Source organism: Flavobacterium cupreum, from assembly GCF_003996965.1.
Taxonomy (GTDB): domain Bacteria; phylum Bacteroidota; class Bacteroidia; order Flavobacteriales; family Flavobacteriaceae; genus Flavobacterium; species Flavobacterium cupreum.
Genome location: NZ_QWDM01000004.1, coordinates 422,095 through 444,959, shown reverse-complemented (window position 1 = coordinate 444,959; position 22,865 = coordinate 422,095). Strand labels below are relative to the sequence as shown.

18 protein-coding genes, 1 tRNA gene and 1 pseudogene are annotated in these 22,865 nt (G+C 36.3%); 9 read left to right on the top strand and 11 right to left on the bottom strand.

The features are described 5' to 3' along the window. From D0817_RS25655 to D0817_RS08555, 3 genes and pseudogenes are all read left to right on the top strand, one after another. Positions 1–1,123: pseudogene (locus tag D0817_RS25655) on the top strand (hypothetical protein); the annotation flags it as partial. Between the two features lie 563 nt (positions 1,124–1,686). Then, positions 1,687–3,132, top strand: a complete 1,446-nt coding sequence (locus D0817_RS08560; RefSeq protein WP_127337974.1) for a hypothetical protein — start codon at positions 1,687–1,689, stop codon at positions 3,130–3,132. Positions 3,133–3,145: 13 nt separating this feature from the next. Further along, entirely contained in the window at positions 3,146–3,742 is a 597-nt protein-coding gene (locus tag D0817_RS08555) for a DUF6705 family protein (protein WP_127337973.1), read from the top strand. Between the two features lie 283 nt (positions 3,743–4,025). Here D0817_RS08555 and D0817_RS08550 read toward each other — a convergent pair. Beyond that, positions 4,026–4,107, bottom strand: a tRNA-Leu gene (locus tag D0817_RS08550). Positions 4,108–4,215: 108 nt separating this feature from the next. Here D0817_RS08550 and D0817_RS08545 point away from each other — a divergent pair. The 3 genes from D0817_RS08545 to D0817_RS08535 all read left to right on the top strand — a co-directional run bounded on the left by D0817_RS08545 (position 4,216) and on the right by D0817_RS08535 (position 8,000). After that, positions 4,216–5,604, top strand: a complete 1,389-nt coding sequence (locus D0817_RS08545) for a dipeptidase (protein WP_127337972.1) — start codon at positions 4,216–4,218, stop codon at positions 5,602–5,604. Positions 5,605–6,156: 552 nt separating this feature from the next. After that, on the top strand, positions 6,157–6,528 hold the full coding sequence (locus D0817_RS08540; RefSeq protein ID WP_127337971.1) for a BlaI/MecI/CopY family transcriptional regulator: 372 nt from the start codon (positions 6,157–6,159) through the stop codon (positions 6,526–6,528). Continuing rightward, a complete protein-coding gene (locus D0817_RS08535; protein WP_127337970.1) occupies positions 6,525–8,000 on the top strand; it encodes a M56 family metallopeptidase in 1,476 nt (491 codons plus the stop codon). The genes D0817_RS08540 and D0817_RS08535 overlap by 4 nt, the downstream gene beginning before the upstream one ends. Positions 8,001–8,089: 89 nt before the next feature. Here the strand turns inward: D0817_RS08535 and D0817_RS08530 are convergent, their stop codons facing one another. Continuing rightward, positions 8,090–9,454, bottom strand: a complete 1,365-nt coding sequence (locus tag D0817_RS08530; RefSeq protein WP_127337969.1) for a saccharopine dehydrogenase family protein — start codon at positions 9,452–9,454, stop codon at positions 8,090–8,092. A 194-nt stretch (positions 9,455–9,648) separates the two neighbouring features. On the opposite strand from D0817_RS08530, the gene D0817_RS08525 reads away from it, so the two are divergent. Both D0817_RS08525 and pckA read left to right on the top strand, forming a co-directional pair. Beyond that, positions 9,649–10,035 (top strand): DUF423 domain-containing protein, encoded by a 387-nt coding sequence (locus tag D0817_RS08525; protein WP_127337968.1) that lies wholly within the window; start codon positions 9,649–9,651, stop codon positions 10,033–10,035. 203 nt (positions 10,036–10,238) lie between these two features. Beyond that, positions 10,239–11,843 carry a phosphoenolpyruvate carboxykinase (ATP) gene (gene pckA / locus D0817_RS08520; RefSeq protein ID WP_127337967.1) on the top strand — a complete coding sequence of 535 codons (1,605 nt, stop codon included), beginning with the start codon at positions 10,239–10,241 and terminating at the stop codon, positions 11,841–11,843. 264 nt (positions 11,844–12,107) lie between these two features. Here pckA and D0817_RS08515 read toward each other — a convergent pair whose 3' ends face one another. Beyond that, on the bottom strand, positions 12,108–13,160 hold the full coding sequence (locus D0817_RS08515; RefSeq protein WP_127337966.1) for a phytase: 1,053 nt from the start codon (positions 13,158–13,160) through the stop codon (positions 12,108–12,110). A gap of 74 nt (positions 13,161–13,234) precedes the next feature. Beyond that, entirely contained in the window at positions 13,235–16,045 is a 2,811-nt protein-coding gene (locus D0817_RS08510; RefSeq protein WP_127337965.1) for a TonB-dependent receptor, read from the bottom strand. Between the two features lie 266 nt (positions 16,046–16,311). On the opposite strand from D0817_RS08510, the gene D0817_RS08505 reads away from it, so the two are divergent. Beyond that, positions 16,312–17,412 (top strand): DUF4407 domain-containing protein, encoded by a 1,101-nt coding sequence (locus D0817_RS08505; RefSeq protein WP_127337964.1) that lies wholly within the window; start codon positions 16,312–16,314, stop codon positions 17,410–17,412. 140 nt (positions 17,413–17,552) lie between these two features. On the opposite strand, the gene D0817_RS08500 is transcribed toward D0817_RS08505, so the two are convergent. The 7 genes from D0817_RS08500 to hemW form a co-directional block, all read right to left on the bottom strand. Beyond that, on the bottom strand, positions 17,553–18,257 hold the full coding sequence (locus tag D0817_RS08500; protein ID WP_127337963.1) for a PH domain-containing protein: 705 nt from the start codon (positions 18,255–18,257) through the stop codon (positions 17,553–17,555). 84 nt (positions 18,258–18,341) lie between these two features. Further along, positions 18,342–18,713: an MmcQ/YjbR family DNA-binding protein gene (locus tag D0817_RS08495; protein WP_127337962.1), complete on the bottom strand. Its 372-nt coding sequence runs from the start codon at positions 18,711–18,713 to the stop codon at positions 18,342–18,344. Further along, positions 18,710–19,072 (bottom strand): DUF4260 domain-containing protein, encoded by a 363-nt coding sequence (locus tag D0817_RS08490; protein WP_127337961.1) that lies wholly within the window; start codon positions 19,070–19,072, stop codon positions 18,710–18,712. Before D0817_RS08490 ends, D0817_RS08495 begins: the two co-directional genes overlap by 4 nt. Next, positions 19,069–19,476: a GNAT family N-acetyltransferase gene (locus D0817_RS08485; protein ID WP_127337960.1), complete on the bottom strand. Its 408-nt coding sequence runs from the start codon at positions 19,474–19,476 to the stop codon at positions 19,069–19,071. Before D0817_RS08485 ends, D0817_RS08490 begins: the two co-directional genes overlap by 4 nt. A 51-nt stretch (positions 19,477–19,527) precedes the next feature. After that, a complete protein-coding gene (locus D0817_RS08480) occupies positions 19,528–20,583 on the bottom strand; it encodes a DUF4421 family protein (RefSeq protein WP_127337959.1) in 1,056 nt (351 codons plus the stop codon). Between the two features lie 60 nt (positions 20,584–20,643). Beyond that, positions 20,644–21,429: a cyclase family protein gene (locus tag D0817_RS08475; protein WP_127337958.1), complete on the bottom strand. Its 786-nt coding sequence runs from the start codon at positions 21,427–21,429 to the stop codon at positions 20,644–20,646. Positions 21,430–21,524: 95 nt separating this feature from the next. Then, positions 21,525–22,682 carry a radical SAM family heme chaperone HemW gene (hemW, locus tag D0817_RS08470; protein ID WP_127337957.1) on the bottom strand — a complete coding sequence of 386 codons (1,158 nt, stop codon included), beginning with the start codon at positions 22,680–22,682 and terminating at the stop codon, positions 21,525–21,527. Positions 22,683–22,865: the final 183 nt, after the last annotated feature.

The window sequence follows — 22,865 nt, the reverse complement described above, 5'->3', positions numbered from 1 at the left end:
AAAAAATATAGTTTTTAATCAAAACGGAGGTGCTCACTTTGCACCGGAATTAGGTGGTCATTTTGAACTGGAATCAGGTGCTCACTTTAAAACGGAATGGGGTGATCAATATAACCGGAATTTGCATCAAAGCTTCTTTGGGAAACCACAATCCGCAATAAATGTCGAGGGGGGTGTGTCAACTGCAAAGGCTCACATTAGGGAACTGGCTCAATTTTCAAATATAATTTCCCAATTTTCTGAATACAAAAACGGAGATAAGCAATTAGATGGAATGCTTAAAGGTATTTGGGATAGAAACGGATATAAAAGAGGTACTTTAGAAAGCAATTCAAGTACTGAAACAATTCCTATCCTATCATCTTTGATTTTAACAGGAAACCATTCGCCCGATGACAAGGCATTGATTAGTCGTTTGCTTTGGATAGATATGAGTAAAAACGTTTTTACAGACGAGGAAAGAAAAAAATACAACGAACTTCACGATATGACTGAAAAGGGAATTAGTTCTTTTACTAACGAGTTATTGCAGTATCGTAGTTTATTTAAAGATGGTTTTAAAACTAAATTTAGGTTATACAAAACAAGTATAGAGGCTAAAATGCCCCCAAGTTCTCCCAGTCGAATATCCACAAATTTTGGGGTTTTGGGCGCGACTTACGAAATTTTTAAAGATTTTATAATATTCCCTTTTACCTATTCTGATTTGATACTTCATTTTGTAAAAATAAGTGAGGTTCAAATGAATAAATTTAATTCTGCAAGTGTCACAAACAAATGGTGGGATTCCTTTTTAGCGTGTATAAAAAGTAATGGTGATAATAAACTGGAATTTGATAGAGATATAAAAGTGGAGGGCGATAATTTGTATTTTAATTTTTCAAATACTTACACAAAAATACAAAGACAATGGCACAATCAATACAAAGAATCAATACCAAGTAAAATGACAATTCAAGAATCTTTAAAAAAGGAAAGTTTCTTTGTTGAAGTAAAAAGTAGTTACCGATTTAGAACTGGAAAGGACGGTTCTAATACTTCTGCCTATGTTGTGAATTTTAAAAAATTAAGCATTTATGACGAGGTAAACGAGCAAATTGTTTTTACAAATACACTACCATAGAGCAGTAAAAATAAAAAAGCGCTGTTTTTATTCCTTTTTACCTTATTTTTTTTGAAAAATGCTTTTTTGGTTTCCAACAGTTCCAACAGGATTTTTATGTATACATAACTTATTAATATATAATCTTTTATATTAAAAAAAACAATTAAATAAAGTGTTGGAAAAGGTGTTGGAAACTGTTGGAAGGCGTTGGAGTATATTTTGACTTTCCAACACGTTCTAACGTATTTAAAACATAATCGACTGATTTACAGTGGTTGTGGAAGTGTTGGAACGTTGGAAAGCGAAAATCACGATTTAAGTTTTTTTTGATTTTATTTTTACTGTTAAAAATGTAGATTTTTTTCAATCAGATCCGCAGCTGCAGTTTGTCCAGGAATCAAAATAAATCTACATTTAAAAATTATTGTAAAAAAATACTTAGATTATTGGTCAGAACGATCAAAAAGTATACTTTTGATTTTCGAAAGAAAAAACTGTAATAAGTGACGATTTATTACGTAACCAAAATCATTAAGATCAAATGATAGTACCATTATTAGTTTAACTAATTAACCCTAAAAATGAAAAAAAAATTAAAACAGATTACAAAAGTAGTTTTATGCAGTTTCATTCTCGTTGCCTTTGGTTGTGCCAGTGAAAACGAATTTACCCAGCAGGAAGCAAAAATGAATCAGGCCAAGAACTGGTTTGATAAGTATGACGCCAACGGGGCGAATTATGCTTTATTTCAGAAGATGCAATATAACTGGAACGAAGCAAGCGTTACAAGATCAGAGGACGGTACAGAGACCATTATTGTACCGTTAACGGAACTTAAAAAAGATGAGCGCGAATTTTGGGAACAGAAATTGTATATCTATAAATCAGATGAAGGCAGATATTCAGCCCTATTGTTTGAAGCCTATTCCAATAAGTATATTAAACCGGAAAGCCAGTCTGTAGACGGTGGAGATTTTACGGGGTACATGACGGTTTGGGATTTGAAAAAAGGTTTTGTAAGAGGTGCGAAGTTTTTAAATAATCAGGTAGTTGAAGAGGGTGTCGCCGAATTTTCGATTGATAGAAACAAAACAAACAAAGCTCCGGAAACTGGTGATTGTATTTACGCTGATTTTGGTGAGGGATGCCATAATGATGGCGGAACCGGTGATGGTACTAGTGGTAATCCAATTCCATTAAGACCAGTTATTGTAACGGGACCAAGTACAGGCACTCCGGTAGTATATACCCCACGTGGCCCTGTAGTTGGAGGGACAACCCCGGGCGGTTATACTTCACCCGGTGGCGGTGGCGGTGGCAGTACATCTTCGGCGCCTGTTAAGCCTGCTGTAAATCCATGTGATAAAATGAAAGCCCTTACTGATGTTACAAAGGCGGGTAATATGAAACCTAGTATTGATTGGTTAAAAGGTAAGGTTATGGCTCCTAAAAATGTAGTTGAGCATGGAGTAGAAGTAAAAAAAGTGATGAATTATGATGGGACATACAGATACGAATACACTCAAGTATCTTCAATGAACGAATTTTCAGTTCCATTATCAACAGATGGATCAAACATAGGTGGGGCACATTCACATCCGGCACGAGGAGTAGCAATGTTTTCTTTTGCAGATGTAAGATTTTTAAGAAATGCTTATAATGGCGCATTCGAGAGCAAACGAGAGGATGTTTTTGCAATGGTAATTGTCAAAGATAATGCAGGACGTATAAATACTTACGCTATAAGAGTGGATGATATTACCGTATTAGATACTAAAGTAAATGAAATCTGGAATGATCCAAAGTATAATAGAAATAATCCAACCGATGATAAAAAATTTAAATCAATTCACGATGACGAAGCAATTGTCTATGATGCAAGCAACGGAGCATTGGAGGAGACTTTCTTAGCACAATATGCCTCTTTTGGGATAACGCTTTACAAAGCAGATGACACCCTTACCAAATGGGATAAATTAGTGATCGATAAAACAACAAAAAAAGCAATAGCAGTACCATGTACTTAAACAACAAATAACGATGAAAAACTATATTAACTTCGCACTATTTTTTATTCTTTTAAACAGCTGTATGGCGCAAAGTCCGGTGCTTGATATTAAGGATATATCAGTGTCTAATACGATTAAAGGTGCTTATTACAAAGACACAAAAAACGTGTTAACCGGATATGATGGTACCTATTTATTCACCAATGCTACTATTTCATTTAAATTAAAACTACAAAAAAACATTATGACTTCCAGAAATGGGGTCTTTTATGAAGATTTGATTGCGGGCGAATATCAATGGATCGAAAATGGAGTTGAAAAGGTGAATACATTAAACCAATTAACTCCAACAAGTAATGATAATACTATAGTGGGAAAAAGAATTCTAACCGGAACAGTATCAGGTTGTGATGATTGCAGACCTGATGAAAAACGATTAAGGCTTGGTTTTTCTGATCCATTATCTCCAAATTACGGAGAAATCGAAATTAGAAAAACAACTGTGAATGGTAAAGACGCAATTATAGCATACATTTGGTATACAGGTCCCATTGCTGTTAAGGAAGGTGATCCAAAGCCAAAGCCGGGAACTATTAAAGGTGGTGATTATGTTATGATAAAACAATAAATTATTCCAATTTAAAGTGAAAGCAGCATTCTAAGTTTTAGATGCTGCTTTTTCATTTTAAAGGTTATTTTGATTGAAAATCGATTTTAAGACTATTTCTTATCAGGAAAGTACATTTAGGTAGCTTTTATTAGAATTTGTCATAAACAGCAATCCTAATAAGTTTTGATCTACAACACTAGATAATGAAATAAAAGGCTAAATATTTAGGCAAAATTTCGGCAAAATCCAAAACAAAAAACCCTTAAAATGTTGATTTTAAGGGTTTTATAATTTTATAAAGTGCGGATAATAGGACTCGAACCTACACGCCTTGCGGCACCAGATCCTAAGTCTGGCATGTCTACCAATTTCACCATATCCGCTCAATTGTGGGTGCAAAGATAAACATAACTTCTAAATTTCAAAGCATTTTTGCAAAAAAATATTAATTCTATTTTTTGTATTTTTGAATTTCTGTAAAAATTAAATAAATGGAAAATATAAAATCTTACGTTCAACAACATAAAGATCGCTTTATCAATGAGTTGATCGAATTATTAAAAATTCCGTCGGTAAGTGCCGACACCGCATATTCGCAAGATGTTATTGACACGGCCGAAGCTGTAAAGGAAAGTTTATCGAAAGCAGGCTGCGATTTTGTCGAAATTTGCGATACTCCGGGTTATCCAATCATCTACGGAGAGAAAATAATCGACCCTAATCTACCTACCGTTCTCGTATACGGACATTATGATGTACAACCACCAGATCCAATCGAATTATGGACATCGCCACCCTTTGCACCCGTGATCAAAAACACGGAAATTCATCCGGAAGGCGCTATTTTTGCGCGTGGAGCCTGCGACGACAAAGGTCAGATGTACATGCACGTAAAAGCCTTAGAGCTAATGGTGCAAACGAATACGCTGCCTTGTAACGTAAAATTCATGATCGAAGGCGAAGAAGAAGTAGGTTCGGCAAGTTTGGCCTGGTTCGTAGAACGCAATCAGGAAAAACTGAAAAACGACGTAATCCTAATTTCAGATACCGGAATGATTTCAAACCAACAACCGTCGATCACGACAGGTTTACGTGGTTTGAGTTATGTTGAGGTAGAAGTTACAGGCCCGAATCGTGATTTGCATTCCGGTTTATACGGTGGGGCAGTAGCAAACCCGATTAACGTTCTGGCAAAAATGATCGCTTCGCTTCATGACGAAGACAATCATATTACGATTCCGGGTTTCTACGATAACGTTCAGGAATTATCTACTGAAGAAAGAGCTGAAATGGCAAAAGCGCCTTTCAGTTTAGAAAAATATAAAAATGCCTTGGCGCTAAATGATGTTTATGGTGAAAAAGGATATGTAACCAACGAACGCAACTCGATTCGTCCAACTTTAGACGTAAACGGAATCTGGGGCGGATATCAGGGTGAAGGTGCCAAAACGGTTATTGCGAGCAAAGCTTTCGCTAAAATCTCGATGCGTTTGGTTCCAAATCAGGACTGGCATGAAATCACAGAACTTTTCACGAAACATTTTACAAGCATTGCACCGTCGGGAGTTACTGTAAAAGTAACGCCGCACCACGGAGGACAGGGTTATGTAACGCCAATTGACAGTATTGGATATCAGGCGGCAAACAAAGCGTATACCGAAACTTTTGGAGTTCCGGCAATTCCGGTTCGTTCCGGTGGAAGTATTCCGATTGTAGCTTTGTTCGAAAAAGAACTGAAAAGCAAAACGATCCTCATGGGCTTCGGATTGGACAGTGACGCGATTCACTCCCCAAACGAGCATTTCGGAATCTTTAATTACTTGAAAGGAATTGAAACGATTCCGTTGTTTTACAAGTATTTTGTAGAGCTTTCGAAGTAGGTTTTTGGAAAAAGGTTCAAAGGAACATAGGTGCAAAGGCGCAAAGGTTTTAACACCGTATGTGTTTTAGATTATATAGACTCCGGCTTTTAGCCGGAGTTTTTTTTTTGCTTTAATCGAAATTTTTAATCTTCGGGGTTAATTATTTGACTAAAGCCATTTTCTTCTGCACTATTGTAAACCCCCAGCTAAAGCTGGGGGCTATTGAAAAAGCCTTTGTACCTCGCATCTATGCACCTTTGCCTGTCAAAAAAGCCTTTGTTCCTTTGAGCCTCTGCCTCTTTGCACCTGCCTATTGAACCTCAAAAGAAAACCTCAGAGCCTTAGCGACTTAGGTCCTTAGTAACTTTTTTAAAATTTCTCTTGCACATTAAAAATTAATCTCTACATTTGTAGAGCAACAACTATAAGTGTAGAGTAAAAAAATAAAATATACATTAAATCATTGAAATCAATTAATCTGTGGCAAAATAAAAATTCGCGAAAATTCGTGTAATTAGTGCCAAAAAAAACTCAAAAACTTAGTAACTCAGAACCTTAGAACCTCAAAAAATGCAATTATCAAACTCAGAAGAACAATTAATGGAGCATCTGTGGAAGCTTGAAAAGGCTTTTATGAAAGATTTGCTTGAAGCGTATCCCGATCCAAAACCGGCAACAACGACAGTCGCGACTTTGCTGAAACGAATGATCGACAAGAAATTTGTTGCGTATAATGAATTCGGGAATTCGAGGGAATATTATCCTTTGGTCGAAAAGACGGTTTATTTTTCCAAACACGTCAACGGACTGATTAGTAATTTCTTTAATAATTCGGCCTCGCAGTTTGCTTCGTTTTTTACGACTGAAACCAATCTTAGCACTTCTGAATTGGAAGAACTTAGAAAAATAATCGATTCTCAAATTCAAAAAAAGAAAAAATGACAGACTTTCTTATCAAATCGACGATTGCATTGTGTGTGCTTCTGGGTACTTACTATTTGCTTTTAGAAAAGGAAAAATTTCATCAATTCAATAGGTTTTTCCTGCTTGGAAGTCTTGTAATTTCGTTTGTACTTCCCTTTGTTACGATCGAAATTATAAAAGAAGTGGCGGATGTCGCAAATACAAATGTTGTGCTTCCGGGAAAAATTACCGCCAATATAGTAGCGGAGAAAACTTCAATTTATGTTATTCTTGGCTGGTTTTTATACGGAATAGTAACGACAGTTTTATTTTTCAGATTTGTAAACAATTTATATAAACTGATTAAAAAAACAAAATCCGGTGTTACACTAAAGCACCAAAAGGCAACCTTGGTTTTACTGAAGGAACAAACGCTGCCGTATACATTTCTCAATACTATTTTCATAAATGAAGAAGAGTTTCAAAACAATAAAATTGAAACCGAATTATTTACGCATGAGCTCATTCACGTTAATCAGAAGCATTCTCTTGATGTCTTATTAATAGAAATAATTAAAACTGTTTTTTGGTTCCATCCAATTTTTATTTTTTATAAAAAAGCAATACAACTCAATCACGAATTCCTTGCAGATGAAAAAGTTGTAAAATCACATAACAATGTTTCGTTTTACCAGAATTTATTATTGGCAAAAGCGAATCATAATCCGATCTATTACCTGGCCAGTAATTTGAACTATTCTGTAACTAAAAAAAGATTAATTATGATGACAACCACAACCTCTGCGTCAAGGGGATTTTTTAAAAAGACAATTCTTTTACCATTATTAACCGGACTGGTTTATTTCTTATGTACTAAAACGGTAGCGCAGGAAACAAAAATAAAATCAAATGCTACTACTAAAGAAACTGCTAAAAAGGCAAGTATTATGGATGCGTACTACGATAGAACCACTTTTAAAATAAAAGATGACAAAGGAATTGTAGTGACCGAGAAAAAATATAAAGACCTTAGCCCGGCTGAAAAGAAAGTAGTGCCAAATTTATTGGAGGGAGTAAAATTTCCGGCAACGAAAGAAGAAATTGATACCAAACTTGAAAAAGGAGGTCCCGAATCTGTAGAAATTGATTTGTATGACCCGAAAAATCAAAAAGTAAAAAAAGAGGAAGGTAGTATTTATAAAACAACTGATTTAACTGAAAATCCTAGTTATCCGGGGGGAATTGAACTGTTTTATAAGTTCATTGGTCAGAATTATAAAATGCCTGTGACACCGGCAGATGTCAAGTTAAAGGGAAGAGTGTATGTCACTTTTATTGTAGAAAAAGACGGAGCGTTGTCTGATTTCAAATTATTAAGAGATATTGGCTACGGAACAGGTGACGAAGCTATCAGAGTGCTTAAGTTATGTCCGAACTGGCTGCCGGGGAAAGTTAACGGAGAGCCGGTGGCTACGATGTACAGTTTGCCTATCACAATTCAGGCTCAGTAGGAATAATAAAAAAATCCGCTTCTAAAATTTTAGAAGCGGATAAAATTAAAAACTAAAAAAAATTCTCAAAAAAAATAAATAAATCAGGACTAAAACAAGTCCGGATTATAGCCAAAGTAAGGCATGGTCTGTTCGTTGAAAACAACACCATACTCTTCTAATTCTTTTAAAATAGGCAGATACACTTCTTTGTTTATCGGAAGCTGAACGCCAGGGGTTGTGATTTTTCCATTCAAAATCAATAAAGTAGCCATGGCAACCGGTAATCCGACTGTTTTTGCCATCGCGGTATAGGTCTGATCGTCTCCGATGCAAACCATTTTAGAATCGATTTGCTTTTTCTCGTCGTTTATTTCGTATCCGAATTTGTGGTACATGACAATCATATCTTTATCGTCTGGCTCTAATGTCCAGCTGTCGGAAAGTATTTTTTCTAAGATTTGGGCCGGAGTGGCATTTGATAAATTCACTTTTTTATGCGGATTGAACAAATCCAGTTCCAGAAGTTTGTCCCACATAATATCGTCCTGATCAATTTTTAAGATTAATCGGGTCTTGATTTCAACAGAATCAGTTGGATGATACGGTAAAAAAGAATTCACAAACTGGCGATAGCTCATGTTTTCGGAATCTTCCATAATATAACTGTCATCCGTCATTCCAAGCTGCACAAACATATTCCAGGCTTTCGAATAACCCACTCTTCTGATGGTTCCCCTGTACAACGTCAGGATATCGTCTAATCCGTAAATAGAGCGGTATTTTAACGAATCCCGATTAGAGTACGCTTCAAATTTTCCGTAACCTTCCACCTCAAGGAATTCAGTTCTTCGGAATAAATTGCAATACGGAATGTATTTATAAGTACCTTCCTGAACAAACTTTGCGGCACCGCCTTGTCCTGCTAAAACTACGTTTCGGGGTGCCCAGGTAAATTTATAATTCCATAAATTATTGTCGCATTCAGGAGCGACTAGTCCGCCGCAAAAAGATTCAAAAAGCAGCATTTTTCCGCCTTTTGCCCTGATTTCATCAATGACTTTCATGGCGCTCATATGGTCTATTCCGGGGTCAAGACCAATTTCGTTCATGAAGATCAGGTTGTTTTCTTTTGCTTCCTCATTTAATGCCTGCATCGCATCACTTATATAAGAAGCGGTGACAAGGTGTTTCCCGAATTGAATACAGTCTTTGGCAATCTCAATATGCAAATGTGCGGGAAGCATCGATATTACAATAGACGCTTTTTCTATGGCTTCTTTTCTTTCGGTAATATTAAATATGTCTAAAGCTATTGGAGTGGCATTCGGATGTTGCTGCGTTTTTTTTTCTGCGAGGGCTAACGATAAGTCGGCTACAACAAGATGTAGATTTTCACTCTCTGACTTGGAAAGTAAATAACGGATCAGCGAAGAGGCAGAACGACCGGCTCCAATAATTAAAATGCTTCTCATGTTTTATATTTATAACACAAATATATTAAAATGTTATAAATATAACAATCGGATTGTTCAAAAAAAATCATTTATTTTTAATTTTAAGAATAAAACGAACAAATTCCCTTTACTGCAAAAGATTTTCGAAAAGAGAAAAGTTTTTTAAATGGTTTGAAGTATTTTTGTTTGAAATATTGAAAAACATAGAAAACATGAAAAGAAAAATTGTTTTGACAGGTGCATTTATCGGGATGTTGGCGATTATTTTGGGAGCTTTCGGAGCCCATCTTCTTAAAAAATGGCTATCGGTGGAACAATTAAATACTTTTGAAGTTGGCGTTCGTTATCAGATGTACCACGCTTTTTTTCTGTTTTTTCTATCGACCCGAAAAGATATTGCTGAAAAAACCTTAAAGACCATCTATAATCTGGCAGTGGCGGGTGTGGTGCTGTTTAGCGGATCTATCTATTTATTAGTGACAAAAGAGTATACCGTTTTCGACTCAAAAATTATCGTATTCGCAACACCTTTAGGAGGATTTTTATTAATTCTTGCATGGTTGGTGTTATTTGCTACTATTTTGAGGAAAAAATCATAAAATCCCGAATAAAAAATTCTATCTAAAAATTAATCTTTAATTTTGTCTCATAAATAACATATAAGATTGCTTATGTGAGTTTTTATTGGTTTTTATCGGTATTGATAAAAAATATAACAATTCATGTTTTGAGTATAAAAGCTTAGAATCAAAGTAATTATGTTTGTTCACTAAAAAAAGAAACACACACAACAACAAAATTTATGGACACTAACACACTTTTCACGCAATCGATTTCGTTAAAAGAACTGGGAATTGAAAATGCAACAGTTCGCTATCAATTATCAGCAGATGAATTGCATGCGATTACTTTGCAGGCAGGCCAGGGTGTGGAGAACTCTACGGGGGCATTGGCAATTAATACGGGCGAATTTACAGGACGTTCTCCACAGGATCGTTTTATTGTAAAGGACAGCATTACAGAAGATAAAGTTTGGTGGGGAAATGTAAACATCCCGTTTTCACCGGAAGCTTTTGAAAAGTTATACAATAAAGTAACTCAGTTTTTATCTCATAAAGAAGTATTTGTCAGAGACTCTTACGTTTGTTCTGATGCCAATTACAGATTAAATGTTCGTGTAGTAACTGAAACGGCATGGTCTAATTTGTTTTGTTACAATATGTTTTTAAGACCTGAAGACTCAGAATTAGCTAACTTTACTCCGGAATGGACGGTAATTTGTGCACCAAGTTTTATGGCAGATCCTGCTGTAGACGGAACACGTCAGTCTAATTTTGCGATTCTGGATTTTACCAAAAAAATTGCCCTTATCGGTGGAACAGGATATACAGGAGAAATGAAAAAAGGAATTTTTTCTGCCTTGAATTTTATTTTACCGGTTTTCAAAAATACATTACCAATGCACTGCAGCGCCAATGTGGGTGAAGCAGGAGATACTGCCATTTTCTTCGGATTATCAGGTACAGGAAAAACAACTTTATCAGCAGATCCTGCCCGTAAATTAATTGGTGATGATGAACACGGATGGACTGCTGAAAATACCGTTTTCAATTTTGAAGGTGGCTGTTATGCTAAAGTGATTAATTTAACGGAAGAAAACGAGCCGGACATTTTCAGAGCGATCAAAAAAGGAGCACTTTTAGAAAATGTGGTTTTCAAAGCAGGAACAAACGAAGTGGATTACGATGATGTTTCGATCACTCAAAATACACGTGTTAGTTACCCAATCACACATATCGACAATATTCAGCCGGGGTCTATAGGACATAACCCTAAAAATATATTTTTCCTAACGGCAGATTCTTTCGGAATTTTGCCTCCAATCTCAAAACTGACTCCTGGTCAGGCCGCTTACCATTTTATTTCAGGATATACGGCTAAAGTTGCAGGGACTGAAGCAGGAGTTACAGAACCACAACCTAATTTCTCCGCTTGTTTTGGAGCACCATTCATGCCTTTGCACCCAACGCGTTATGCAGAAATGCTGACTAAAAAGATGAAAGATGCAGATGTAAAAGTATGGTTGATTAATACGGGCTGGACTGGTGGTGCTTACGGAACCGGAACACGTATGAAGCTGAAATATACCCGTGCGATGATTACTGCAGCCCTAAACGGTGAACTGGACAATGTAGAATTTAAAAACCACAAGGTTTTTGGAATCGCAAAACCACAAAGTTGCCCGAATGTTCCAAGCGAGATTTTAAACCCTAGAAACACCTGGGAAGACAAAGATTTATACGACAAAAAAGCAATTGAACTGGCTCAGAAATTCAAAGCTAATTTTGCCAAATTTGAAGAGTTTGCCAATGCCGAAATTTTGGCCGGCGCACCGATTACAGAATAAGGAAATTACTAATTCAAACTTGAAAAAGCTGTTCGTTATGAACAGCTTTTTTTTTGTCTCGGTCTCAGTCTAAGTCTTCAGTCGCAGTCGCAGTCTCAGTTTTCGGTTTTCGGTGTCAACGTGAGCGAAGTCGAAGGGCTTTCGTTGCGGGGCTTCGACTTCGCTCAGCCTGACAGATTTTGGGTTTTCAGTCTCAGTTTTCAGTCCCCGGTAAGAAACTGAAAACTGAATACCGCGACTGCGACTGAACTCTGCGACTAAAAACTACTCCTTATCGATACGTGCCTGAATTAAATCCCAGGCGTAATACTGAAAAACCATTCCGTTGCTCATGGCTACGAAAAGGCCGTTTTTATATTTCCCGCCTAAATTAAGGCTGGTAACATCCGCTCCGTCACATTCGATTGTGGATGTTGGGATTTCTGCCAGTAACGGATAATTGTCCGGATTCCCTTTTGCCCCTTCTCTCGGATACACCATAAAAGTATTGGCTTGTTGGTTCGATACTAAAATATAACCTGTAGAATCGGTCTTTTTGTAAATCGCGATTCCTTCATTATCGGCTTTGAAACCTGTTTTTCCAAAAAGTGCCAGTTCTTTATTATCGTTTAAAGCCGGATCAGCTTTGTATTTTCTGATTCCGAATTGTTCGTCACAATATAAAACGGTTCCCAATTCGTTATCAACCGCAATGGCTTCGATTTCTTTTTTTCCGCTATAGGCTCCAAATTTCCGAACCACTTTTGCAGTTGCTGCTTTTCCGGTACCGGAAAGTTCGTATTGCCATAAATAACTTCCTGAAGGCCCTGATTTTCTGCCTACAATAGCAAAAATCTTTTTATCATTTGGTCGTGTATATAGTGCAATTCCCATTGGGTCGCGTAATGCTTCACCTTCAAAAACAGGAATTCCGCCATTGTCAATGGGTTCTAAATCCGGCAGGCTGAAAATTCTGATTTTGTTGCTTTCACGTTCTGTAGTAACGGCAATATCTGTTTTTTTTCCGTCAATTACTAAGCCGTAAGCAATATCAACATTGTTAGGTCTTTTTAACGCAATTGATTTTTTTAGAATTTTCCCGTTCAGGTCAAAAGCGTACAAACCACCATCAGTGTCTTTGTCAGTCCCTATAATTATACTTTTTGAAGGATCTGTCGGGTGAATCCAGATAGAGGGATCATCTGTGTCGTGAGGTAAAACTGCTGTAACGGCTGTTGGTTTTACGGCATTTTTAGCAATTGGAGCTAATTTGTCTTCTTTACAGGAAACGAATAAAACACCTAAAAGTAAAAATGACAGTATTGATTTATTTTTCATTTGGTTCATTATTTTAATGCAATTAGACAGAGCGGTTAAGCCCTGTCTAATGTAAGAATTATATAAATTGATTATTACAAGTCGAATTTCAATCCAAAATTATATCTGGCCTGATAGTATTCTGCTTGTTTGGTATGCGCCTCTACACCCTGATAGTAGCGCAACGGTTGGTTGGTTAAATTATTGGCTTCTGCAAAAAGACGCAATTTCGGTGTGATTTTGAAAGAAGCATTGGCATCAACAAAAAGCTGTTTGTCATAATAGCTGTCTTTGTAAGATTCGGAGCCTAATTCATCTAAATAATCAGAAGTAAAATTGGTTGAAACTCTGGCAGAAAATCTTTTGTTTTCCCATGATAACGATCCGTTGAACATGTGAGGAGTGGTACCCGGAAGGCTGATGTTGTTTCTTTCGTTTCCGTCTTCATCGGCGATTCCTTTCGCTTTAGATTTGGTATAAGTATAGTTCAGGTAGATTCCAAAACCTTTCAGGAATTTTCCCGGAAGGAAATCTAACTGACGCTGAAATGCGACTTCAAAACCATACACGTCAACAGTATCCCCGTTTCTGGATTGTACAAATGACCAGTTTTCTCCCACCGGAATTGGATTGGCCTGATTTGGAAAATCATTGGCAAATTTTGCATCCGTATATTGGTTGTCGCTGTAGTTGTAGATGAAATCGTTTAATTTTTTGTAGAAAACACCTCCTGAAATTAATCCGACAGATTTGAAATAATTTTCTGCCATGAAATCATAGTTATAGGAATAGGTTACATCAAGGTCCGGATTTCCGGCTGTAATTTCTTTATCGGCAGCAATATTGTTAACATAAGGAGCCAAAGCGTAATAGTTTGGTCTTGCCAAAGCGGTTGTAGCAGCCGCTCTTAAAACTAAATCTTTCGTAGCATTATATTGGAACGAGATGCTTGGTAATACATTGGTATACGAATTGGTCGTATTGATTTTACTTTCTAATTCTTCTTCGTCTAAGACACGATTTCCGGTGTAGTCGATATGCGTGTTTTCCACACGGAAACCCAGTACCATTGATAGTTTGTCATTAAAATCCTGATCCCATCTTACATACGCCGCATAAATGTTTTCTTTGGCAGTATAGTTTACCGCCAAATATTCGGCAGCATCAGCTTCTTTATCAAATAAAGTTGCGTTATTCAAATCAAGACTTCCTAAGAAACTGGCAGAAGCAAAGGTTCCCGGAACATATTTGCTGCCCGGATTAAAGTTTTTACCATCAAAATAACTTGTTGGAATTTCTGACAACAATTCCATTCCATCACCTGTTGGTTCATATGAAAAGAAAATATTATCTCTTTTTTTTTCTTTTAAACGAAGTCTAAGCCCTGTTCTAAGCCTTCCTTTCTGAGCCGGAATAATAGTAAACGGAAAACGGATGTTTACTTTGGCTCCAAATTCACTTTCGCTCGTATCATCTGTATTTTCTGTTACGGAATCGAATTCGAAATCCTCGACAGATTCTCCGGTTGTAGTTAATAACGGAAATCTTAAATCAGATAAGTTTTCGTTGATTTCCAAACCTTTCTGACGGTATTCGATATAACGTTCACCCGGACGGTATTCTCTCGCTTTGGCATAATTTGCCGACCAGTCCAGATCTAATTTCGAGTTGATTAAATGCTCTCCGCGAATAGAGTAATTCTGTACACGCTGATCTTCTAATCTTCTGTTTTTGTTTCTGCTGTTGTCAACTCCGCCTTTTGTCTGGCGTTTTACACGACCTTCAAAGCCGGTAATGGTTTCGCCATTGTAAATCGGTTCGATATCATCGTAAGTTGTTCTGAAACGATTTTCCCGGTCATCTCTCCAGTTATAAATAGCATTGGCAAAAATGGTGTTATTTTCGTCAAATTTATAATCTAAAGCAACAGATCCGCTGCGGCGAATACGCTGTACATCGTATTTTCTAACTTCTGAAGCTTGTAAATATTCATTTCCAAATTCATCTTTTACCCATTCGTTTTCGATATTGTCTGAACCGTAATCAACATTATTATAAGATCCGCTGAAAACAGCCCCTAATTTGTTGTCAAAAAAACGGTTTCCATAGACCAAACCTGCGGTGTAGCTTGCATTTTCGCGTATTGGTAAATAACCTCCGGCAAGAGTTGCAGAAATTCTTTCGCCGTTCGGAGTGGCTCTGGTAATTAAATTTACAGAACCCCCGATAGCATCTGCATCCATATCTGAAGTCAGTGTTTTGTTCACCTCAATAGTTGAAATCATATCAGACGGAATTAAATCCATTTGTACATTTCTGTTGTCTCCTTCAGCAGATGGAATTCTGTCGCCATTTAAGGTAACGGAGTTCAGAGAAGGCGCTAAACCTCTTATGATGATATTACGCGCTTCACCCTGATCATTTTGCATCGTGATTCCCGGAACACGTTTTAAGGCGTCTCCCACATTGACATCAGGAAAACGGCCTACCTGATCAGAAGAAATTACGTTTCCGATATTTTTATTGTTTTTTTGCTGGTTTAAGGCTTTAGCCTGACCTTTTAAGATGTCTCCGACAATCACTTCATTCAATTCAGTTCCTGACGCTTTAAGGACAAAGTCAAGTACATTATTTTTTCCTTGTTCAACTGTTATTTCATGTGTTATTGAAGTATAACCAATATATTTTACTAAAACCTTATACGTACCGACATTTATATTAAGCAATTCAAAACGACCATTGTAATCGGAAACCGTGTATTTGTTTTCGCCTACAATCTGAATCATTGCTCCGGGCAAAGGAAGTTTGTCATCAGCATCTAATACCTTTCCTGATATTATCGCTTTTTGAGCATAACCTGCAAAGGCCAAAAGCATGAAGGTTGCTACTAAATAAATTTTTTTCATTGTGTGTTTCGTTTGTTTTTTGCGAAACTAGAACCTTAATGTTACTAAAGTCATTAAAAAAAATTAACATAGTGTTATGATTCCTGGCCAACATTAGAAATAGATTAATGTTATAATAACATTTAATAAAAAATGAATTTTGCGCTCCCAAGTGAAAACAAATCAAGTATTTACCTCAGAATTAAATTTTTGGCGCTAAATTTGCCCTGTCACACAAGTCCGAAGGGCGAACTGACGAAATAATCATCAATCAAAAATCATCAATCATGTTAAAACAATTTTTTATCCTTTGTTCAGGAGTCGACCGAGACCTGCTGGACGGCTGTTCAGAAGGGGAACAAACCAAATATGTAGGTATTGGCGCCACTGTTTTTTTTACTGCGGTTATGGCTTTCTTAGCCAGTGCTTATGCGCTTTTTACTGTTTTTGACTCTATTTATCCGGCATTGATTTTCGGCTTTGTATGGAGTTTATTGATCTTCAATTTAGATCGTTTTATCGTTTCGACGATTAAAAAAAGAGATCGTTTTTTTGATGAATTTCTTCAGGCTACGCCGCGAATTATGCTGGCGGTTATCATTGCCATCGTTATTTCGAAGCCATTAGAGATTAAAATTTTCGAAAAAGAAATCAATACCGTTTTACTAAAAGAAAAAAATGAAATGGAACTGGCCAACAAAAAGCAGGTTGGGAATTATTTCAAATCAGACTTAGACAAGAATAAAGCGGAGATCGCAGCTTTGAAAAGTGATATCCTGAAAAAAGAGAAGGAAGTAAATGCTTTATACTCCACTTACATCACGGAAGCCGAAGGGACTGCAGGAACTAAAAAATTAGGCAAAGGTCCCGTCTATAAAGAAAAACGCGAAAAACACGACGCTTCCCTAAAAGAATTTGCAACGCTAAAGGCGGCTAACGAAGCAAAAATAGCCGAGAAGGAAAAAACAGGAAAACAGCTTCAGGCCGACTTAGATAAAAAAGTATCGCAGACACAGCCCATCATAGAAGGTTTCGATGGTTTAATGGCAAGAATTAATGCGTTGGACAAATTGCCATGGCTGCCATCCTTCTTTATTATGTTATTGTTTCTGGCGATTGAGACTTCTCCGATTATTGCAAAGCTATTAGCTCCAAAAGGCGAATTTGATTTCAAACAGGAAGAAGCCGAAACAGCAGTAAAAGCTACTTTAGCGCAGAATAAATACCAACGTGATTTATTGGTTAAAACCAGCGCCGAAATGCACGACAGGGTTTACGCAGATATCGCAGAAGATAAGAACCTGTATGATTTGCAGCGTAAAAACGCAACAGATTTATTAGAACTACAGTCCAATAGTTTTGTAGAAAAACAGAAGGCTACTTTGTAATTTAACCGCAAGGAGCGCAAAGTTTTACGCAAAGCACACAAAGAAAAAAACATAAAAAAACCATCCTATTATTTAGGATGGTTTTTTTTATAATCTTTTGCGAACACTGCGTAAAACTTTGCGCTCCTTGCGGTTAAAAACTACATATAGCTTAAAATTTCTTTTTTGAATGTATCGTATTCGCCCTGCATAATCAAACCGTTATCCAGTAACTTTTTGTAATTCTGTAATTTATCAAAAAGTTCTTCCTTGGATAATTCACTTAATTTACGGTCTCCGGTTGAAGCCTGAGGCTGAATTGGCTCAAAAGTTTCCGTATAAGACGGAGTAGTAGCCGGCATAATTTCTGCAAAACTGGTTACTTCTTCTGTTTCCACTTCTTCGATTTCGTATTCTGTTTCTACTTCTTCTGTCTGGGCAGCTTCCACAACGGGAGTTGCAACAGTTGGGTTTTTTAAGATATCCAGTTGTTCTTTAGCGTACGTAAAAATTTTACGGGCCTGAATCTTAGGGATATAATCTATAGAAGCCTGAATATCTGTTTTCGTAGAAAAAGAGAACTCTGAACCTAAAATGTTTTCTTTTACAAAAGTACCTACGATTTCATCCCAGGTATAATCGGTAAAATCCATTGAAAGACCTAAATTTTTAGGTTTACAAATAATAATTCTTTTGTTTGTTAATACAATACTATCAGGAAAAACAGTTATTGCCGGTTTTTTCTGAACCGCGATGTATCCAACTTCTTCACCTTTCATCAATAAATCATTGAGTTTTGAAGTGATTTTTTCAATCGCTTTTGGATCTTGTTCTTCGTTTAAAAACTTTTTAAATTGTTCTTTCATGGGGTATAATTTGCTAAGTTACAATCGCGACAGCTATCGGGACTGAGTGGCTAAGTTTTTTTTCTAACGATGCAAATGTAATGCCTAATTTTCTAATTCAATAATTTCATTTTGAATTTTCTTCGTCAAACTTTTGAAAACCAGTTCGTAGGAATGGTCTATTAATTCTTTTACAAATTTCGCCGGCAGATTTCCGTTTAGCGCTATTGTATTCCAGTGCACCTTACTCATATGAAAGCCTGGTTTTATCTCTTCGTATTCGGCTCTTAGTTCCTGTGCGCGTTCCGGATCGCATTTTAAATTTACAGAAGGTTCATTCTTTTCCCATTGCGATAAGGAGGATAAAGCAAACATTTTTCCGCCCACTTTAAAAACCAGCGTGTCTTCATCAAACGGGAAATGTTCGGTCGTTCCTTTTTTCGAAAGACAATATTCGTAAAACGTTTCTAAATTCATACCGTATTGTTTTTACCAATTTTGCCTAAATGTGTATCCTGAAATCCGGTTACTAATTTTAATCCATAACCAAACATACGATCCATGGCAGAGTGTGAAAATAAAATAATTCCGGCCAATTTCAAAATTTCAATTTGAAAATAAATTCCGGACAAATAAACTAAAACAGCAATTCCCCTATGGTGAAAAAAGTTATAGAAAAACGCACCGCTTTTATTTCCAAAGAGATAGCCCAGCATTAACAAATCGGGCGCTAAGATGAGGGTCAAAAACCACCACCATTCGTAATTCAGGAGACTGAATAAATAAATTCCGAGAATAAATAAACCTAATTCTTCCAGTTTGATTATTGTTTTCATAGTGATTTTTTTTCCATCATTTTTTCAGGGTTTTCCAATGCAGTAAAGCCAAATTTCTCGTATAAAAAATGCGCATCTGTGGTGGCTAATCTCCAGATTTTAATGTTTTTTAGAATGGGTTCATTCATCATGTTTTCGATTAAGACAGATGAATATCCTTTACCACGATGTTCCTCAGTGATAAAAACATCCATCACATATCCGAACACCACATAATCGGTAATCACACGCGCAAAGCCAATCTGTTTATCGTTCAGGTAAATTCCAAAACAAACCGAAGCATTAATTGCAGTCTGAACTTCTTCGATCGTTCTTGGCGCTGCCCAGTAAATATCTTTTAAAAATTTTTGTATAAACGGAACATCAAGTTTGTTTTTATCGGTCGAAACGGTAATCTGATTCATGATTTTTTGCATTACAATAGCTAAACAAACTTTAAGGCTTTTTAGTATTTATTACATTTTAATTTTCCCGTCAATTTTTTCAATTGGTTTTCTGACAAAATCGGGCGCATCAAAACGATAGCCAAAATACAATAATCCGTAGACTTTGTCATTAGAAATACGGGTAGATTTATCTTCGTTATACGAACTGCTGCTAAAGTTTAAACTTGCTCCGCAAAGTATACGGTTACTATTATAGCCTATTTTGATGCCACCATCAAGATTTCTGGTGAAGTACGTATTTTTCTCAATAGTTGTAACACCGGCAGTTGTACTCTTGTCCCTGGAGAATTTCACACCAAGCGATGGGGATAAATTGGGTGCAATATAAAATCGATCCCAGATGATGAAGTTATAATAATAGCCCGCAGCCAGTCGAAGGTCAAATTCCTTTTGTTTACCGTCAAGATCATCTGTTTTTGATTTGATGGTATTGTAATTGTAAATTAAGGACGGAACGAAACTTCCCGCACTCTTCTTTTGCCATTCGGTAAGCGAGGTAATACTTTTAAGCGAAAATTTAGGATTAAAAATATAAGATGTTGACATTCCGAACTGTATCGTTTTAAAATCCGGAAACTTTAGATAGGGATCTCTTCCTTCGACCCAGTCAGGAGAAAAATCAGACATATTGGAGATATAATAGCCCCTTGTTTTACTGTACTGAACCGTCTGGAGCCATCTTCCTAAAAAGAAACGGAAGTTGTAATCTGAAAATGAAGATTTCCCTTTTAAATTTTCATCTTTGTTCCCTCCAAAAAACTTCGGGTAAAATCCGTAGCTGAATCCTATAAATTTATAATCAATATTTAAAAATAGTTTGTAACTATTGTTGGTTTCCAAATTAAGATTTGGTCCATTTTTATCGTTTAGCAAATAACTGTCACTTTGTGTGCTTAAGTTGGCACGCACCATTATTTTGTCAGGATAATAAATAAAATTTACAGTATCTTTTTGGAGTTCATTCTGGCTGTAGGATTTTGTGAAATTAAGACAAAAAAATAGCAGGAGAACACTGGTCTTAATGGTCTTTTGGTAAATCTGTTCAAAGTTTTGCCTCTTTTTCATTTTCAAAATATTTTATTGGTAAGTGTAAATAATACAAATTAAATAAAATAATTTATAATGTCAAAAAAATACTACAGAATATAAAATCGGCTTGCTCGGACTTGCATCATTTTCAAACGAAGCAATTTGTAAATTTAAGATATAATTCCCATCCTGAATTTCATCGGGAACATAAATCATTTCGGTAATCGTTGCATTAAAACTTGCATCAGCATTTAGATGTAAGGTGTCTTTTACGTTCCAGAATGCTTTATGGGCTAACAGTTTTCCTTCATCATGCTCTTTGTCAACACTTGGCAGATCGATTAATAAATGCTGAATTCCATTTTCGCGAATGAAAATCGCAGCCTCTTCCGATAAATAAGGCGGATTGGTATTCGAATATTTTCTGGATTTTTTCTCTTTTTGATTCGGAAGTGTGCGGATTATTAAAGCTTCGGTTTTTTCATTAAGCGGAGCTGAGTTTTTTGTCGCATTAAGCGAAGTCGAAATCTGTTCCTTGGTAATCACGAAATCGTCCCCGATTTTTTCAGGTGCAATCGTGATCAGCTGTGCAAAAAAGAAAAACTGTTTCAGGGATTTATTAATGCTGTAAAAATCATTGGTAATATGTCCCAGGCATTCCGTGTGCGTTCCGTGTCCGTGCGGATTGAAAAAGATATTATTAAAGTTCGTCGAAGATTTTCCTTCCGATACTTTTCCGATCCATTCGCCAAAAACGACAGGTTCAATAGCCGGTTTTTCAATATACCAGGCAATCGGATTCTCGTCTGTATTCGTCAGCGGAATTGAGATATCAATTGGTTTTGACAAGTCTATTTCGAAGTTGTTTATTTTTGCTATCATATGGGCACACGGATTTTACGGATATTCTAACACAGATTTTTACGGATTTTTTCAATCAATGCTGTCTGAATGCATTTTATCAGTGTTCTGAAATTTTATTCTTCCAAATTTAGATAAAATAAATCTGAAGCAATTCCATCCGTTAAGAATTTTCCTTTTGCGGTTGGTTTAAGGATGCTATTTTCAATAAAAAGTAAATCATCATCAAGAAATTTCCGGGTTTGTTTATTGAGATACTCCAGATAGTCAGGTCCGAATTCAGTTTCAATTCTTTCGAGAGAAACGCCCCAGATGGTTCGTAGTCCTGTCATGATATATTCGTTATAGCGATCTGATTTTGATAGCGTTTCGGTTTCAATTGGCAATATGTTTTCGTGAATCGATTTTAGATAAAGTGAATTATTGGCGATATTCCAGCCTCTTTTCACGCCATCATAACTATGTGCGGAAGGTCCGATTCCGATATATTTTTTTCCCAGCCAATAAGCGGAATTGTTTTTGGAGAAGTAATTTTCTTTTCCGAAATTCGATAATTCGTAATGAATAAAACCATTTTTCTCAAGCGTTTCCACCAAAATCATAAAATGATTAGAAGCCACTTCATCTTGTGGTTCGGCAATCTTTCCGATATCAATAAGTTTTCTTAAAGCCGTTTTTGGTTCCACCGTTAAGGCATAACTCGAAATATGCGGAATGCCGAAACTCAATGCCGTTTCGATATTCTGTTTCCACATTTCATCGCTCATTCCCGGAATTCCATAAATTAAGTCCAGTGAAATATTGTCGAAATATTTTGTCGCTTCTGTCAGGCAGTTTATCGCTTCTGTGGCATCATGAGCACGATTCATCATCTTTAAATCTTCTTCATAAAAAGACTGAATTCCAATACTTAGACGATTTATGGGACTTTTCGATAATTCAAAAATTCGTTCTGCCGACAAATCATCGGGATTGGCTTCAAGCGTAATCTCCGGATTTTCGGAGACGTTATAATTTTTATAAACTTCTGAAATTAAAAAGTTGATTTCTTCATTGGTCAGTACAGAAGGTGTTCCACCGCCGAAATAAATGGTTTCAATGGTGTTGTCACTTTGGGCGGAGTCGGGAAGCTTAAACTCGCTTTTACGCATCCCGATTTCTTTGGCGAGAGCCAAAACCATTTCCTCTTTCTTCTTCATGGAAGTCGAAAAATGAAAATCGCAATAATGGCAAGCCTGTTTGCAAAAGGGTATGTGGATGTAGATTCCGGACATTTTTTAAATTAGATAATTTATCAATTAGAAAATTAGATAATGATATAGAGGGGCAGTATAAAGAATGCAAAAAAAATAATAATAATCAGATCGTTAGCTAAATAAGAATTAAAAAATTAGAAAATCAAAATATGGGCATTACAGTAATTATCTAATTTTCTAATTGACACATTTCCTAATTTA

Excerpts from the sequence above, each read along its gene's own strand:
- D0817_RS08560 (WP_127337974.1), top strand. The coding sequence starts at position 1,687 with ATGAAAAAAAAATTAAAACAGATTACAAAAGTAGTTTTATGCAGTTTC.
- D0817_RS08555 (WP_127337973.1), top strand. The coding sequence starts at position 3,146 with ATGAAAAACTATATTAACTTCGCACTATTTTTTATTCTTTTAAACAGC.
- D0817_RS08545 (WP_127337972.1), top strand. The coding sequence starts at position 4,216 with ATGGAAAATATAAAATCTTACGTTCAACAACATAAAGATCGCTTTATC.
- D0817_RS08540 (WP_127337971.1), top strand. The coding sequence starts at position 6,157 with ATGCAATTATCAAACTCAGAAGAACAATTAATGGAGCATCTGTGGAAG.
- D0817_RS08535 (WP_127337970.1), top strand. The coding sequence starts at position 6,525 with ATGACAGACTTTCTTATCAAATCGACGATTGCATTGTGTGTGCTTCTG.
- D0817_RS08530 (WP_127337969.1), bottom strand. The coding sequence starts at position 9,454 with ATGAGAAGCATTTTAATTATTGGAGCCGGTCGTTCTGCCTCTTCGCTG.
- D0817_RS08525 (WP_127337968.1), top strand. The coding sequence starts at position 9,649 with ATGAAAAGAAAAATTGTTTTGACAGGTGCATTTATCGGGATGTTGGCG.
- pckA (WP_127337967.1), top strand. The coding sequence starts at position 10,239 with ATGGACACTAACACACTTTTCACGCAATCGATTTCGTTAAAAGAACTG.
- D0817_RS08515 (WP_127337966.1), bottom strand. The coding sequence starts at position 13,160 with ATGAAAAATAAATCAATACTGTCATTTTTACTTTTAGGTGTTTTATTC.
- D0817_RS08510 (WP_127337965.1), bottom strand. The coding sequence starts at position 16,045 with ATGAAAAAAATTTATTTAGTAGCAACCTTCATGCTTTTGGCCTTTGCA.
- D0817_RS08505 (WP_127337964.1), top strand. The coding sequence starts at position 16,312 with ATGTTAAAACAATTTTTTATCCTTTGTTCAGGAGTCGACCGAGACCTG.
- D0817_RS08500 (WP_127337963.1), bottom strand. The coding sequence starts at position 18,257 with ATGAAAGAACAATTTAAAAAGTTTTTAAACGAAGAACAAGATCCAAAA.
- D0817_RS08495 (WP_127337962.1), bottom strand. The coding sequence starts at position 18,713 with ATGAATTTAGAAACGTTTTACGAATATTGTCTTTCGAAAAAAGGAACG.
- D0817_RS08490 (WP_127337961.1), bottom strand. The coding sequence starts at position 19,072 with ATGAAAACAATAATCAAACTGGAAGAATTAGGTTTATTTATTCTCGGA.
- D0817_RS08485 (WP_127337960.1), bottom strand. The coding sequence starts at position 19,476 with ATGAATCAGATTACCGTTTCGACCGATAAAAACAAACTTGATGTTCCG.
- D0817_RS08480 (WP_127337959.1), bottom strand. The coding sequence starts at position 20,583 with ATGAAAAAGAGGCAAAACTTTGAACAGATTTACCAAAAGACCATTAAG.
- D0817_RS08475 (WP_127337958.1), bottom strand. The coding sequence starts at position 21,429 with ATGATAGCAAAAATAAACAACTTCGAAATAGACTTGTCAAAACCAATT.
- hemW (WP_127337957.1), bottom strand. The coding sequence starts at position 22,682 with ATGTCCGGAATCTACATCCACATACCCTTTTGCAAACAGGCTTGCCAT.